This is a genomic window from Lentisphaera marina, assembly GCF_028745505.1.
Lineage (GTDB): Bacteria > Verrucomicrobiota > Lentisphaeria > Lentisphaerales > Lentisphaeraceae > Lentisphaera > Lentisphaera marina.
The window spans coordinates 607,523-622,527 of record NZ_JAQZZL010000002.1; the positions used below are offsets into that span (position 1 = coordinate 607,523).

Sequence of the window (15,005 nt, forward strand, 5' to 3'; positions counted from 1 at the left end):
GCAAGTTCTCATTCAAACCGCGACCATTTTAGGAGTGAAGCATCATGGATTTAAATCTTTTAGAAGAGATTTATGAGCAAACGGAACGCGTGATGGATAAAAACCATACTTTGATGGAAGAGCTAGAATCCTGTGGTGATCGTTACAGAAACGCCGAGCAAATTGCTGAGGGAGGGATGAAGTATGTTTATCGCTGCTTGGATAGCCATACTGATCGTGAATTAATCATGGTTAAGCCCAAGTCAGATGATCTCAATGAACTCTTTGTCAGGGAAGGTCGCATTACTTCTTTTCTTCAACACCCAAACATTATGCCGGTATACGATGTGGGCCTAAGTTCTGACGGAATTCCTTTTTTCACCATGAAAGAAGTTCTTGGTGAAGATATGGATAGGGTATTGGAGCGCGATTATGCTCTGGTCAATATGGTGGACGTATTCATCAAAATATGTGAGGGTGTGAATTATGCGCATTCTTTAGGCGTTGTCCACTTAGATTTAAAACCGGCAAATATAAGGATAGGGCATTTTGGTGAGGTCGTTGTTTGCGACTGGGGCATAGCCGAATTAGGTGGTGAACTAGGTCCAGAAGATGAATCTTTCTTAGATAAAGATTTACATAAAGTTCTCAAATACATTCGCAAGGGCAGTGGGGAACAGATAAAAGGAACTCCAGCCTATATTGCACCCGAGAGATTTGAGAAGCAAGCACCACATAGTTCGAATGATATCTACTCTTTAGCAGCAATTTTATATGAAATTTTGACAGGTGAAAAGGCGAGACAACCAAGATCTACCAATGAGCGTCGCGTGACTTGTCCCGATAAATCGGGTTCAACCTTTTTACCGGCAAGTTTAGTGGCTATTTGTAATAAGGGATTGTCTCCTAAGCCCAAAGAGCGCTATCAGACTATGTTGGATTTTCTGGAAGATTTAAAACTTTATATGCGTGGTTATGCAACAGCGGCCGAGAATGCATCTCCCTTGAGGGTTTTAAAGCTACTCTATTTGAGGAATAAGGGATTTGCCCACCTACTCATGAGCTCGCTTACTTTATTTACCATTACGCTTATTATCTTTATTTTTAGCTTAGAAGAAAGCCGTCAGTTGGCGATAAAGGAAAAGGAAAAAGCCTTGGCAGCTCGTGATGAGGTTAATAAACTTAATGTGAACTTACAGGAAAAAGAATTGGCGCGACTGAAGTTGCTAAAATTAGAGTCCAAACGCCAGCTAATGATTGCCTACAATAGTGTGGCACGTAAGGATTTTAAAAGCATGAATAAAGCCTTCAGTGTTGCCAAACAATTCGATCCTGATAATTCTGGAGTCCTCTATTTTCAAGGGCGTCAGAAGCTAGCGGAAATGAAGTGGGAAGAAGCGATTGCGGCCTTCGCAAAAATGAAACATAGCAAGGCGGTGGATTTAGTGAAGTCAATAAAAGATTTAGAAGTCCTGCCTTTATTGGAGTATATGGATGAAATTATTACTCATCTAGATTATCCCTTTAGTGAATACTTTTTACTTAATCTTTTGAATTCTAAATTGAGTTTGGAGGAAAAAGTCCAAGTTTATCGTTGGTGTTTAAAAGTAGAAAATCGCGGATTAGCTCATTTGCCTAAAGTGCAAGTTAAACTTATTGATGGGGGAACAGAAGTCCTTCTTGAAAATGAACGTGGGGTTAAAAACCCAGGCCCAGTACACTTACTAAATCCCATTAAACTAAGTCTTAAAAATAGTGGGATCATTTACCCAGAAAGTTTAAATGAATGTGACAATTTAGAAGAACTCTCTTTAAGCCAAACGGGTATTTTAGGAGCGGGAAACTTAAAGATTAAGAGTCTGAAAAAACTGGATATTAGTTCAACGAGTAGCAATGATTCTTATCAATTTTCCGCAATGCCGAATTTAGAAGAAATTATTATTGCCGACACGCGTATCACGAATATGAAAGGCTTTGGGATTCTAGAAAAACTAAAAGTTTTAGTCATTGATGAGAGTCAAATCCAAGTAGTAGAAAGCACTCTGCCACAAGTGATTTATAAAATAAAATGAAAAAATCCTTAAAATTTGTCAGTTATGATTTTTCCTTGCGTATTAAAAAGTATGAACATATACTTTAATTAAGACTAATGAGGCTAGCCATGAAAAAATTTACTTTAATAGAACTGCTTGTTGTGATAGCAATTATAGGAGTTTTGGCATCTTTCATTCTCCCTGCTTTTGGGAAAGCACGTAAGTCTGCTCAGGCAAGTGTTTGTGTCAATAATATGAAACAAATTGGCATCAGCATGTACATCTATAGTGACGACAATGATAGCTGCGTGGTGACGGCAGCTCTTAATGGGAGTCTGAGTTATTCCAAACAACTCAATGAAGATTATGGGATGAGTGATACTAGCTTCGCATGTATGCAAGATGAAATTGTAAGAAGCAATGATAGAAAGACGCGCAGTTACTCAATGAATACGGGCACATCTATTACATTTGAAGGAAGTTCTACTCCCAAAGACGATAGTGAATGTAATGGCGTCACACGAATGGCAACTTATAATAATATTCGCTATAATGAAATCGCGCCAGATACACTTTTGTTAACTGAACTTTGGGAAAGTATCAATTATGCACACGGCTGGTCACGTTCTGATATGACTTGGGCTTATTGGAATTATATGAGTGATTGGACAGAACGTTTAGATGCTTTTCATTTTGGTCGTCCCAATTATTTATTAATAGATGGAAGTGTCAAAAGTCGCGTTCATACCACGTATAACCAAGGGATGTTTACTCGTTTTGCAAACGACTGATCTAACACTTAAATAATTAAATTTAGCCTGTCTTGTACGGGCTTTTTTGTTTTAATAAAATAGGAAATCGAATGAAAATAATTTTTGTCTTTATAAGCTTGTTATTGAGCCAAGTGAGTGCCACAGAATATGAAAATATAACAAACATACCTTATTACGGGAAATCCGTTTCAGATAGCTACATGAAAAGTCGATGTGTTTTAGATCTATATTACCCCACGAAGAAACAAATGTTTTCAACGGTAGTATGGTTTCATGGTGGGGGCTTAACAGGAGGTAAAAAAAGTATTCCAGAGGGCTTGCTGAAGCAAGGGCTAGCGGTGATTGCAGTGAATTATCGTTTGAGTCCCAAAGTTAAAGTTCGTCAATGTTTAGAGGATGCTGCAGCTGCAGTTGCCTGGAGTTTTAAAAATATCGAAAAGTTTGGCGGTTCAAAACACAAAATATTTCTTTCGGGTCATTCGGCGGGGGGATACTTGGCAAGCATGATTGGAATGGATAAATCTTGGCTAAAAAAGCATCAAGTTGACGCAGACCTAATTGCGGGACTCATGCCTCTGAGTGGTCATACGATTACCCATTTTACAGTGCGCAAAGAAATGGGCATCTCAGGTAAGCAGCCAATAATCGATGAAATGGCACCACTTTTTCACGTACGCAAAGATGCTCCGCCCTTAGTTTTGATTACTGGTGATAGAGAATTAGAGATGTTAGGAAGGTATGAAGAAAATGCTTACATGTATAGAATGATGAAAGTGGTGGGGCACTCTAAGACGAAGATTTTAGAATTGGACGGTTATGGTCATGGGATTGTAGAACCTGCTATTCCTTTAGTTGTAAAAGAGTTGCGTTTACTTAGTAAAAAATGAAACGTTTTTTAAAGTTTTTTGTCAGTTCATGATTTTCTTTGCGTAATCAATATTAATGGGTGAACAAATGGCTTTGTTCATCTGAAGATAAACAAGTAAAGGAACAAAATGAAGTTTTTATTTTTATTAATATTTATGAGTTTAAGTCTCATGGCTGATGTGGATTTAAATCCCTACAAAAAAGCGAAACATACCGTTGTGAAAACTTTGGCAGCAAATAAGCACGTCTACAAGTTGAGTCAGGATCTCGCTATCGAAAAGCACAAAGAAGCTTTGCTTTTATGGGCTGCAGTGGCTGAAAATGACGCAAAATTCAAAATGATCTATGATGAATGGAAAGTACTGAAAAATAAAAAAAGTGCACAGGACCTCAAGCGTTTCTACTTAGTTGATAATGAAATTGAATACTATATGCTGAGCACTATAAAAAACGATTACCGCTATAGAGCCGAATACGATAGTTGGGCTGAGGCGCAATCCAATTTAAATGCTTTTCGCCTCAAACAAATACGTAAAACCGATCGCGAAGTTTTAAATGACGCCTACGAACTCATGGCTAAATTTCGCAATAATAAAGCATTAAATATTTAAAGTTAAGATGATGCGCTACTTATATTTCATTTTAATCCTTCTGATATGCCTTTCTTGTCAGCAGTCACAGAACCCTAAGAATAGTGCGGCGGTGGCGGATGAAACTTTACAGCAAGAAAGAAAACTTCCTGTAAAGCAGCTATCCAAGAAGGACTTATTAGATTTGCCGATGACTAATAAAAAGACTTTGGTAGCGCATTTCATGACGGGTGATGTTGACTATGATTTTGGTGCTCGCCCAGGTGGTTTAAGTCGTAATAAATCTTGGTATTTTGCTGATGGTGAGTTTTCTAAATTTGGAGGCTTAAATCAAGTCGCCCCCATGGATATGTTTTTATATGAACGTGGCGAGCGAAGCTTGCAGGAAGTGGTGCTACAGGATTTGCGAGCTGCGCATGTGGCCGGGCTTGAAGCTTTTCATTTTTATTATCCGGAGGTGAACCATGCAGGCTTCATGAAAAACTATAATAAAGTGATATCTACTTTTTTTGAGATGGGAGCTAAGCATTATCCGAACTTTAAATTCACTTTGTGTTTATCTAATGCCAATCAGGGTAATGAAGATGAACAAATTGCCCGCTGGTCGAAATCAATTAAAGAGCTTTTAAAGACGGTAAATCAATATGATGCATGGCTGAAAACTCCTGATGGTAGAATTATATTCTATCTATGGAATAACGATGCTTTAGCAGATGTGATGCAGGGCAAAGCTTGGTCAATAGATCAATACCCAGAGCGCATTGAAGCCGTGGCTAAAGCGCATGATAAGCTTGCCGATAAACTAGGTGTACAAATCGCCTTTATGTATGACTTGCGTTTTCCCGCTAATTTAGCCTTAACTAAAAAAGCACTGGAATACTTCCCGGGTGTTTGGACTTGGACTGATAGTACAAAGCATTTCGATAATTTTCGTAAAACGGCCGCACTCTGCCGTAGAGAAAAACGTGACTTTTGCCTGACTGTTTACCCCGATTATTACACCAGTAAATTGTATTGGAAGAATCGTTCAAAAGGTCATGGGATGTTGCACTATAATGAGCTAAAATCAGCCTCCCTAAACGAGCTTGAAAGGCATTATCAGAACTGTGGTTTATCAGCTTTGTATAGGCAACTTTTTGATTTTGCGATCGAGCAAGATTTGGACTGGATTAGTTTGGCTACTTGGAATGATTTTCCCGAAGGGCACCATATTGCACCAGAACTTAATCATAATTTTGCCCCCATGGTTTTGATGGAGTACTACCGTAAGCAATGGAGAAAAAATAATAAAAAAATCGAAGAGTCATTATCGGTGTTTTACAAAAAGTATAAGCATGATGTAAAGCCCAAATTCGATATGAAAATTTATACTAAAGAAACTATGGGACCAGAATCATTAGAGGATTACATAGAAGTCGTAAGCATCCTGCAAGAAGCCGGAGACATTTATATTAACGGCAAATTTGCAGCAAGGGTGCAAGCGGGTTTACAAAGTACAAAAATAGCTTCTGAAGTCGGCGAGGTTAGGGTTACTTTAAAACGCCATGAAAAAGTTTGCCTTTCATTGAAGCCTCCGGTCAAAATAAGTGATCAGCCTTACCGAAGTGATCGATTAACCTACATGTATTCAACGCGTTTCAGTGAGTACTTTAGAAAAATATTTGGAGAAGAACATGAAGTTCCTTCTTTGATTGAGCCTATAGTAAATTAGTTATTATTAAGAGTTGTTCTTCAAGAAAAAATTATCTTATCATAGAGTTTTAAAAAATGCTCTCTCCGTAATGGGGAGAGCATTTTTTTTGATAAGCAGATAAATGAACTTGCAATAAATCAATTCATCTATTACTATACTAGTATACTTTAATAATCAACGAGGTCTAGTATGAGTTTTTTGCTGAAGAGCGAATGCGAACTACAAGCTATAATTGCTCAAATGAGCTTGAAAGAGAAAATTGGCCAAATGAATCAGCTCATTGTGAGTCATGAAAATATAGAAGAAAAGATCATGGCTGGGGACGTCGGTTCAGTGATCATCATCAATGACGAAGACATCGAGCGTAGCAGTCAGCAAAAAAAGTTAGCGAGTCAATGCTCAGAGATTCCATTATTAGTCAGTACGGATGTGATTCATGGCTACAAAACAATTTATCCCATTCCCTTGGCCTGTTCTTCAACTTGGAACCCCGAACTAGTAGAGCAAGTTGCCTATCATTCAGCGCAAGAATCTGCAGCCGATTCAACAGATTGGATTTTTGCTCCTATGGTCGATATATCACGCGATTTACGTTGGGGCCGAATTGCGGAATCCGCAGGAGAAGACACTTACCTTAACACAGTGTTTTCTCGTGCATGGGTCGAAGGTATTCAGAAATCGGGTTCAGTAGCTGCCTGTGTAAAACACTTTGCAGCTTATGGAGCCGCAGAAGGGGGGCGCGATTACAATAGTGCTCAGGTATCGGAACGCATGTTGAGAGAGGTCTACCTACCGCCTTTTAAAGAGGCTATTGATGCGGGTTGTAAAACTTTGATGATGGCATTCCAAGATTTAAATGGTATACCTGCTTCAATTCATCCCTTACTCTATAAAATCTTACGTCAAGAATGGGGTTTCGATGGTGTGATTATAAGTGATTATAATGCCATACTTGAACTCGTGGAACACGGCGTGGCAGAGAATTTAAAAGAGGCAGCTTACTTGGCGATTCAAGCGGGGATTGATGTGGATATGATGTCAAATGCCTATAGCCTACATCTCGAAGAATTAGTCCTTGAAGGACGAGTTGATGAGGCTCTAATCAACGCTTCGCTGATGCGTATCCTGCAACTTAAACAAGAACTCATTTCAGAGCAAAATAAAACGGTTAGCAATCGAGATGACGCGAAGCTCGCCTTGCAAACTGCACTCGAATCTGCAGTTTTACTTAAAAATGATAAAAACATTTTGCCACTCAATAAGCAACCCGAGTCGATTGCTCTCTTAGGAGAATTGGCAGCTGATAGAGCTAGCCTTTTGGGAACTTGGAGTTTTTTGGGTGAGCCTGAAAATACCGACTCAATTCAAGAAGCCATTAACCGAAAATTTTCCGGAAGTGCGGTAATCTATAATGATGCTCAAGATAGGGCTAAAGCTCTTGATATTGCAAAGCAATGTGAGAAAGTCGTGATAATTATTGGTGAGCAGGCCTGCATGAGCGGTGAAGCTCATTCTAGAAGTGAACCAGGTATCCCATCGGCTCAATTGGAGCTACTTAAGGCACTGAAAGAATCTGGTAACGAAGTTATTGCGATACTTTTAAGTGGACGTCCATTAATCTTGACTGAAGCTGAACTTTATTGTGATGCAATTTTGTTAGCTTGGCATGGTGGAACTTATGCTGGAGACGCAATTGCCGAAATCTTAGCAGGTGACTTCAATCCTAGTGGTCGTTTGACTTGTACTTTCCCTCGTTCAGTAGGGCAGGTTCCCTTGAATTATAATCATCGAAATACGGGACGACCAGTTTTAGGAGAGGGTATAACACAATTCGCAGAGGCCTATAAATCAAATTATATCGATCAAACAAATGAAGCCTTATACCCCTTTGGTTACGGGCTTAATTATTCACAAGTTGAGTATAAGGATTTAAAGATTCTTGAACCGAATATAAAAATTTCTGAATGCCTCCAAGTCGAAATTACCGTGGAGAATACGGGCTCCCATGACTGCAGTGAAATTGTCCAGCTCTATGTTCGCGATTTAGTCGCTCAAACGGCAAGGCCAGTGAAAGAATTGAAGGCCTTTAAGAAGGTGGATTTGCAGGCGGGAGAGAGTCGTAGTGTTCAGTTCTCTCTTTCAAGTGAGGACTTGGGCTACTACAATTGGGATAATCAATACCAAGTTGATGCGGGTGATTTTGACTTGTGGGTTGGGCCCAATAGTAAATCAAATCTCTATACTCAATTTAGCTTAGAGAAGTAATGATGAGTTTTCCAAAGGATTTTTTGTGGGGAGCTGCGACTGCCGCTTATCAAATTGAGGGTGCTTATAATGAAGATGGCAAAGGCGAATCAATCTGGGATATGTTTTGTCGTAAACCAGGTGCAATAAAAGAAGCCCATGATGGTAAGCGCGCCTGTGATCATTATCACCGTATCGATGAAGATATTCAATTGATGAAAACCATAGGTATCAAAGCCTATCGTCTCTCAATAAGCTGGCCACGAATTTTAGCAGCTGGAACAGGAGAAGTTAATCAGGCTGGTTTGGATTTTTATAGTCACTTGATCGATAAACTCATTGCGGTGGAAATCGAACCTATCATAACGCTCTATCATTGGGATTTGCCCAAAGCACTCTTTATGAAAGGGGGGTGGTTAAATCGTAGTATAGCAGATGATTTTGCGAATTACGCAAAAATCTGTGTCGAGGCTTTTGGCGATCGAGTTGAAAAGTGGATAACGCTCAATGAACCGCAGTGTTTTATCTTCTTAGGTCATTCTGCGGGTGTTCATGCCCCGGGTTTAGAGTTACCACTTAAAGAATGTTTACAAGCGGGTCATCACGCACTTTTAGCACATGGCAAGGCAAGTCTTGCGATGCGAGAAATATCGACTAAAATCAAAATTGCTTGCGCTCCCATGGGGCTCTTCAAGCTACCTGCAAGTGAAAGTGCCGCAGATATAGAGGCCGCTCGTAAGGCCTCGTTTCACGTCGATGGCGATCATGGTTTTTGGACTTCCTGGTGGTATGACCCCATTTATTTAGGGACTTATCCCGAGCAAGCTTGGCAAGATTTTGGCGAAAATATACCTGAAATTGCAGAGGGGGATATGGAAATTATTTCTACAGAGATGGATTTTTTGGCGACCAATTTCTACATGGGCGATGAAGTCAAAGCAGATGGTGACTCTTGGGTTTTATGCCCAGAAGATCCCAATATTCCCAAGACTGCTTTTGATTGGAAAGTAACGCCAGAACTTTTGTACTGGGGACCTCGCTTTTTATATGAGCGTTACGGTAAAGAAATTATGATCACTGAAAATGGTTTTTCACAAAATGATCAAATTAGTGACGATGGTGCAGTTCACGACCTCAATCGCATCGCCTACACCCAAGCATACCTTAGCCATTTACAAAAGGCAATAAAGGATGGCATTCCCGTAAGTGGATATATGCATTGGTCCTTAATGGATAATTTTGAGTGGGGCGAAGGTTATACTCAGCGTTTTGGTTTAACTTATATAGATTACCAAACAGGGAAGAGAATAATAAAAGATTCTGGCTATTGGTACAGTGATTTGATTCATTCCAATGGCGCAATTCTGACCGAAACTGAGCTTGCTTCAGTTTAAGTCATTCCACCCTCTACACTACCCATTACTTATGCGTAAATTAGTATGAGTAATGATGCCTCAGTTCAGCTTTTCAAAGAACTTGAATGAGGCTTAAAATTTCGATTTACTCTAAAGATAGATATATTATAATATTTTCAGGGTAGAATGCTTGAAATACCAGTATAGTACTAGTATGTTTATTTATAATAAAAATTAGGATAGTTATGAAATATAAAGTTTTAGCCTGTGTTCTTATGATTTTTTCTACACTTAGTTCTGCCAACCCACTTCAGTCCATCATTGATCAAGTAGAACTCAAAACTGGTGAGATCCCAAACAAGCCCTCGAAAGTTGAATTAAAGAAAACATCTGAAGGGAATTGGCGCGTTTATATTAATGATGTAGAAACTCCTATTCGTGGTGCTGGCGGTGTTTTACAGCCTGGCATGCTAGAGCAATTTAAACTGGCTGGAGGTAATTTTACCCGTACCTGGGGAATTGGTTCACTTGAAGATAAAGTGGCTGGTGGTGAGCGTTATATTGACCGAGCGTGGCGTTTGGGCATTCACGTAGTTCCTGGTTTGTGGATTGGTCATGAACGTCATCACTTTGATTATAATGATCCAGAGCAGCTCAAAAAACAGCGTGAGCACGTGCGTCAGTCAGTGCGCAAATGGAAAAACCATCCTGCCATTGCCATGTGGGGCTTGGGTAATGAAATGGAAGATCCCGTCAAACAAAATCCCAATCCTGCAGTGATTAAAGAACTGGAAATTTTAGCTCAAATCATTAAAGAGGAAGACCCCCATCATCCAGTCATGACCGTGATTGCGGGCTCAGGTGCAGGGAAAGTAAAAAGCATCATGCAACACTATTCTAGTATAGATGTATTAGGGGTGAATGCTTATGGTTCAGCAGCCGGAACAGGTGAAGCTTTAAAAGCTCATGGTTGGAAGAAGCCTTTTGCAGTCACAGAGTTCGGTGTTATGGGTTTTTGGGAAGTTCCCAAGACGTCTTGGGGGGCACCGATTGAACCCAATAGTACTGAGAAATCAAAAACTTATTATTCATCACATAAACTCGTCTATGATATTAATGAAGGTAAAGAAATGTGCTTGGGAACGTTCGCTTTCCTTTGGGGCTGGAAACAGGAAAAAACTTCTACTTGGTTTGGCATGTGTTTACCGACAATGGAAAAATTACCTCAAGTTGATGCGATGACCAAGGCTTGGACGGGTGAGTGGCCTAAAAATCGTTGTCCGAATATTGTCAAAATTTCGGCTGATTTTGATCAAAAAGTCATTGAGCCTAAGCGCACTTATGTGGCACGTGTCGATGCGATTGATCGCAATGGCGATGAATTGACTTATGACTGGCTAGTTACAGAAGAAAGTAAAGTTCAAAGTGTTGGTGGAGATAAGGAACCAGACCCCACATCTCATCCTGATTTAACACTAGTCAATGGTCAACGTGATGGTGTTTTTCGCAGTCCATCAAAGCCCGGTGCCTATCGTTTGTTCCTCACAATTCGTGATGGCAAAGGTGGCGCGGCGACTGCAAATATCCCATTCAAAGTAAAATAAAAAACAGGAGCATAATATGAAAAAAGTAATGATGACAGTATTGGCGATCTTCGCAACATTTAGCATGGGTTCAGCACAAGATTTTGGTGACCATAGCTCTTCAACTCTCACTTCGAAAGCTTGGGAAGCTCTCAATGCAGGAGATCACGCCATGGTGAAAGCTTATACTGATAAATGTATTGAAATGTATCTCACTAAAGCTAAAGAAATGCAGGCGGGCCTTACTGCACTTCCCACGGGATCACAGGAAGAAGTGTCCAAGTACTGGGCTCTAAATGATGTGGGAACTTGCCTTTTTATTAAAGGCCAAGCACTACAGAAAAAAGGTGATAAAGCAGGCGCTAAAAAAGCTTTTAAAACTCTAGTTGATGACCTGAAGTACGCTCAATGCTGGGATGCAAAAGGTTGGTTTTGGTCCCCTGCGGGAGCCGCAAAGAAAACTCTTGTTGAACTAGAGTTCGAAACTTCTATTTAATAGATCCATCACTACTCTCAAAGGCTCGCTAAGGCGGGCCTTTTTTGGTAAGTAGTTGATTTCCCATATTATTTACTTCCTAATTATCAGAGTGAAGAGATGATCCTAATTAATTAGATAAAGAACAATGAATTTATGTTTCTGAGTGTGATGAAGGTGGGCCTGGCGCACCATCGGGAATCCGTTATCCACATGTAGGTAACTCTTTTACAAATGCGGCATTTGCCGATGGTCATGTAAAATCAGTAAGACCGTATGGTTTAAAAGCGGGTAACTTTACTCTGACCTGGTAAATTTCTTTTCATTAAAATAAATCGACCTGATAGCCCATTGGATTATCTGACGGTTCGATGAGCGAAGGAAAATTATTATCAGGTTTTCCAACTTCTGGGCCAACTTGGTAATACTCAAGTCTATGAATTGATCTTCCAATATAATCTTCACGATCCATGGATCCATTTAACCATGAATCTGCCTTGTCTAACGAATAGATTAGCGGCATGCGGTGATGAATAAAGTCTATATTTTTATCAGCTGGACGAGTGATAATGGCAAAGCTTTCGATTTCAGAACCATTTGCAAGCGTGATATTATTCCAAATCCCTGCCATAAGTAATGTTTCGCCAGGCCTATGTAAATAGAAAGGTATTTTACTTTTACCTTGAGTCAACCATTCGTAGTAGCCACTTGCAGGGATAAGGCAGGGCTGGCGTTTAAGATAGGATTTGAAAGCCGCTTTCTCATGAATTGATTCGACTCGAGCATTAATAAAACCAGGGACTTCATTGGCTTCCCATGGTGGAATTAAGCCCCAGCGCTTTGCTATTAATTTCCAAGAGTAACTATTGCTCGTCATGACAGGCATCCACGATCCCGGACAGGCATTATATACTGGTCCAGTAGGGTTGGGCCGATCCCAAGCAGCTTGAAGTTCTTCTGCTAGTTCCTCAGCAGAGGGAGTGACAGCATAACGACCGCACATGATTTCTCCTTAATTTGCTAAAGTCTACTTAGCTTCATGAATAAAAGCAAATTGGAGAATAATAAAACTTATTAGGCTTTTAAATCTTTTGTAGGAAAATTCCATCACTATAGCTTTCTCTTTTGACATGTTTATAAGTGCTTTCCGAACTCAATTGTGTCCTGTCGAAAACTCGCAATTCGAGAAAATGAGAATGTGTTTAGAGCTATCAACTGCGTAACTATTTAGGATAATGCAAGTGAGTAAAATGCATTCGCTAAACAGGGTTTTTATAGGTTTTAGATTTTTTCAGATAAAAGATATTCTTAGTAAACTGGAGCTAATAAAGCTTTTTGATTAATTGTAATTAGCGGTATTTTTCCCTTGGATACGGTGAACTTCAAAGCCAGCAACGTGACCATCTGTTATGAGGGTATTAGCTTTTTTATCTCCCAAATGTCTAAAGCGTGGACCGGTAAATTGTTCGATGTCGACAAAAGGAGGGTGGTAGTCTTCTGGTCCTACACTTGCCGTATCGGGATCGAGGTTACCCCACATACCGGCCCAAGCCCAACCAGGAGAATCGAGGAAGGGGTAGGAAGTGCCATAATCATTCCAGTTTTTAGCATCGATGAGCATAATAGCATCAGAAGGATGTGATAATTCAGAGTATTTAAGTAAAGACCCATACCAACGATTACCATCACCATCGACTCCACCAGTATCAACTTGATGTTTCATTATCGGTTTGTTAGAGCTGTAGCTGCGTTCATTGCCATTAAATTCGGCAAAAGTTGGACAGTTATTCATACCTGCTGAATAGGTGTCGCTATAATCCCTTTTGAAGACCCCATCCCAAGCAGTCCAAGTATGATCGTATGATGGGGTGATGCCGCCATCATTGTCATCTGAAAAAATGTAAGAGAGAACTCCCCATTGCTTTAAATTGTTCTTACAAGTGGCATCTCGTGCAGATTCACGAGCTCTAGCAAGTGTGGGTAGGAGGAGGGAAGCAAGAATTCCGATAATGGCAATAACCACAAGGACTTCAATTAGGCTGAGGTTTTTTCTTTTCGTATTAATCATTATTAGCGACCTAGTTTAACTATCAATAGTCTATTATAATACTAGTATACTTTTATATCAAGTCCTTTTTTATTTTATTTTATTTTGGAGTGTTTTGTTGAGCATCAAACAGACCCTTGCTTTTATCTGATAGATAATAAAATTATTCACTGTGTTAAGTTCTTGTCAGCCGGCTTGGTTTTATTAATCAACCTTAAAAAAACAACAAAGGATTGATGATGAACAAATATTTTATCTTAACTCTAGCGCTTTTTCTCACACAACTTAATGCAGCTGATTTTAGTAATAAGGCTGACTGGGCACTGACGACAAAAGCTTGGGAAGCTTTTGTAAAGAAAGATCATGCGGAAGTTTTAGCTTACACAAATAAGTGTATTGAATTGTACGCGAAAAAAGCTGATAAGCACCAAGCGGCGATTATAGCGGGTAATTTTGAAAATGAGCAGTCACAAGCGGTTAACTTTGTGGCGACCTGCATGCTTATTCAAGCTCAGTCATGTACTCAGCAAGGCGAAAAAGAGAAGGCAAAGGGACTCTATAAACAAATTATTGAAAAGTACCCTGCAGCAATTGTCAGTGATAAAAACGGCACTTGGAGTGTACACAAAGCAGCGAAAAAGAAAATCGCCGAACTCTAAGAGTTTTAGCCAGGTTTTTTTAGAAAAAGCCTGGCCAAATTTCTGGAGTTTTAAAGTAGGGTGATTTATACTTAAAGATAATCAAGAAGAAGGGCGTGCCTATGTCAGAAGATCGTTACACTACTAGTCAGACATTATTAATGAGAGCCAAAAATCCGGACGACCACCAAGCTTGGGAAGATTTTGTGGAGTTTTATCGGCGCTTTATTTATCATATCCTTCACAAAATGAGTATCAGTTTGAATGATTTTGACGACCTAGTTCAGGTCGTCCTTTTGCGTTTATGGGAGAGCCTTAAAAATTATGAAAAGCAGGACTGCAAGTTCCGTTCTTGGTTGAGCCAAGTCACCCGCAACACGGTTTTGAACTATTTGGATAAGCAACAACGTCAGAACAAGCGCCAAGACCAAATGGGTGAGTACCAGGATATGCAACTTAAGGTTAACTCATACGGTGATGGTGAACTGGAGCGCATGATTGAAAATGAATGGCGAGCTTATGTCAGTACCATGGCTTTAGAAAATATTAAAAAACTTTTTTCAGGTGTGGCAGTAGAGGCTTTTTTGATGAGTCAAAAAGAAGTGCCTGGAGATAAGATTGCGGAAGAACTTGGCATCAAAAAAGAATCAGCCTATGTTCTAATATCGAGAGTAAAATCAAAATTTGTTGCAGAAATGAAACGTTTGATTCACGAAATGGAAATTTAA

Annotated in this window: 13 protein-coding genes; 11 read left to right on the forward strand and 2 right to left on the reverse strand. The window is 39.7% G+C overall.

The window, feature by feature from the left end; all coding sequences use genetic code 11:
* Positions 1-44 precede the first annotated feature (44 nt).
* From PQO01_RS13735 to PQO01_RS13775, 9 genes are all read left to right on the forward strand, one after another.
* A complete protein-coding gene (locus PQO01_RS13735) occupies positions 45-2,051 on the forward strand; it encodes a serine/threonine-protein kinase (protein ID WP_274314657.1) in 2,007 nt (668 codons plus the stop codon).
* An 89-nt stretch (positions 2,052-2,140) separates the two neighbouring features.
* Positions 2,141-2,803, forward strand: coding sequence for a type II secretion system protein (locus PQO01_RS13740; protein WP_274314658.1), 663 nt, complete (start codon positions 2,141-2,143; stop codon positions 2,801-2,803).
* Positions 2,804-2,874: 71 nt separating this feature from the next.
* Complete coding sequence (locus PQO01_RS13745; protein ID WP_274314659.1) at positions 2,875-3,672, forward strand: alpha/beta hydrolase; 798 nt, start codon at positions 2,875-2,877, stop codon at positions 3,670-3,672.
* A 108-nt stretch (positions 3,673-3,780) separates the two neighbouring features.
* Positions 3,781-4,263 carry a hypothetical protein gene (locus tag PQO01_RS13750; RefSeq protein ID WP_274314660.1) on the forward strand — a complete coding sequence of 161 codons (483 nt, stop codon included), beginning with the start codon at positions 3,781-3,783 and terminating at the stop codon, positions 4,261-4,263.
* A gap of 10 nt (positions 4,264-4,273) precedes the next feature.
* Positions 4,274-5,953, forward strand: coding sequence for an endo-1,3-alpha-glucanase family glycosylhydrolase (locus PQO01_RS13755; protein ID WP_274314661.1), 1,680 nt, complete (start codon positions 4,274-4,276; stop codon positions 5,951-5,953).
* 171 nt (positions 5,954-6,124) lie between these two features.
* Positions 6,125-8,200, forward strand: a complete 2,076-nt coding sequence (locus tag PQO01_RS13760; protein ID WP_274314662.1) for a glycoside hydrolase family 3 N-terminal domain-containing protein — start codon at positions 6,125-6,127, stop codon at positions 8,198-8,200.
* The gene (locus tag PQO01_RS13765; protein ID WP_274314663.1) at positions 8,200-9,573 is read left to right on the forward strand and encodes a GH1 family beta-glucosidase; all 1,374 of its coding nucleotides are present in this window, start codon (positions 8,200-8,202) and stop codon (positions 9,571-9,573) included. The genes PQO01_RS13760 and PQO01_RS13765 overlap by 1 nt, the downstream gene beginning before the upstream one ends.
* 206 nt (positions 9,574-9,779) lie before the next feature.
* Positions 9,780-11,138, forward strand: a complete 1,359-nt coding sequence (locus PQO01_RS13770; protein WP_274314664.1) for a glycoside hydrolase family 2 TIM barrel-domain containing protein — start codon at positions 9,780-9,782, stop codon at positions 11,136-11,138.
* 16 nt (positions 11,139-11,154) lie between these two features.
* Entirely contained in the window at positions 11,155-11,613 is a 459-nt protein-coding gene (locus PQO01_RS13775; protein WP_274314665.1) for a hypothetical protein, read from the forward strand.
* A 304-nt stretch (positions 11,614-11,917) separates the two neighbouring features.
* On the opposite strand, the gene PQO01_RS13780 is transcribed toward PQO01_RS13775, so the two are convergent.
* Together PQO01_RS13780 and PQO01_RS13785 are read right to left on the reverse strand one after the other, a co-directional pair.
* Positions 11,918-12,595: an SOS response-associated peptidase gene (locus tag PQO01_RS13780; RefSeq protein ID WP_274314666.1), complete on the reverse strand. Its 678-nt coding sequence runs from the start codon at positions 12,593-12,595 to the stop codon at positions 11,918-11,920.
* A gap of 336 nt (positions 12,596-12,931) precedes the next feature.
* A complete protein-coding gene (locus PQO01_RS13785) occupies positions 12,932-13,660 on the reverse strand; it encodes a type II secretion system protein (RefSeq protein ID WP_274314667.1) in 729 nt (242 codons plus the stop codon).
* 218 nt (positions 13,661-13,878) lie between these two features.
* On the opposite strand from PQO01_RS13785, the gene PQO01_RS13790 reads away from it, so the two are divergent.
* Both PQO01_RS13790 and PQO01_RS13795 read left to right on the forward strand, forming a co-directional pair.
* Entirely contained in the window at positions 13,879-14,298 is a 420-nt protein-coding gene (locus PQO01_RS13790; RefSeq protein WP_274314668.1) for a hypothetical protein, read from the forward strand.
* A gap of 101 nt (positions 14,299-14,399) precedes the next feature.
* Complete coding sequence (locus tag PQO01_RS13795; protein ID WP_274314669.1) at positions 14,400-15,005, forward strand: RNA polymerase sigma factor; 606 nt, start codon at positions 14,400-14,402, stop codon at positions 15,003-15,005.

What these genes read in the sequence shown, in the direction of transcription:
- PQO01_RS13780 (WP_274314666.1), bottom strand. Translation starts at nt 12,595, where the DNA reads ATGTGCGGTCGTTATGCTGTCACTCCCTCTGCTGAGGAACTAGCAGAA.
- PQO01_RS13795 (WP_274314669.1), top strand. Translation starts at nt 14,400, where the DNA reads ATGTCAGAAGATCGTTACACTACTAGTCAGACATTATTAATGAGAGCC.
- PQO01_RS13770 (WP_274314664.1), top strand. Translation starts at nt 9,780, where the DNA reads ATGAAATATAAAGTTTTAGCCTGTGTTCTTATGATTTTTTCTACACTT.
- PQO01_RS13750 (WP_274314660.1), top strand. Translation starts at nt 3,781, where the DNA reads ATGAAGTTTTTATTTTTATTAATATTTATGAGTTTAAGTCTCATGGCT.
- PQO01_RS13785 (WP_274314667.1), bottom strand. Translation starts at nt 13,660, where the DNA reads ATGATTAATACGAAAAGAAAAAACCTCAGCCTAATTGAAGTCCTTGTG.
- PQO01_RS13775 (WP_274314665.1), top strand. Translation starts at nt 11,155, where the DNA reads ATGAAAAAAGTAATGATGACAGTATTGGCGATCTTCGCAACATTTAGC.
- PQO01_RS13745 (WP_274314659.1), top strand. Translation starts at nt 2,875, where the DNA reads ATGAAAATAATTTTTGTCTTTATAAGCTTGTTATTGAGCCAAGTGAGT.
- PQO01_RS13765 (WP_274314663.1), top strand. Translation starts at nt 8,200, where the DNA reads ATGATGAGTTTTCCAAAGGATTTTTTGTGGGGAGCTGCGACTGCCGCT.
- PQO01_RS13735 (WP_274314657.1), top strand. Translation starts at nt 45, where the DNA reads ATGGATTTAAATCTTTTAGAAGAGATTTATGAGCAAACGGAACGCGTG.
- PQO01_RS13755 (WP_274314661.1), top strand. Translation starts at nt 4,274, where the DNA reads ATGCGCTACTTATATTTCATTTTAATCCTTCTGATATGCCTTTCTTGT.
- PQO01_RS13790 (WP_274314668.1), top strand. Translation starts at nt 13,879, where the DNA reads ATGAACAAATATTTTATCTTAACTCTAGCGCTTTTTCTCACACAACTT.
- PQO01_RS13760 (WP_274314662.1), top strand. Translation starts at nt 6,125, where the DNA reads ATGAGTTTTTTGCTGAAGAGCGAATGCGAACTACAAGCTATAATTGCT.
- PQO01_RS13740 (WP_274314658.1), top strand. Translation starts at nt 2,141, where the DNA reads ATGAAAAAATTTACTTTAATAGAACTGCTTGTTGTGATAGCAATTATA.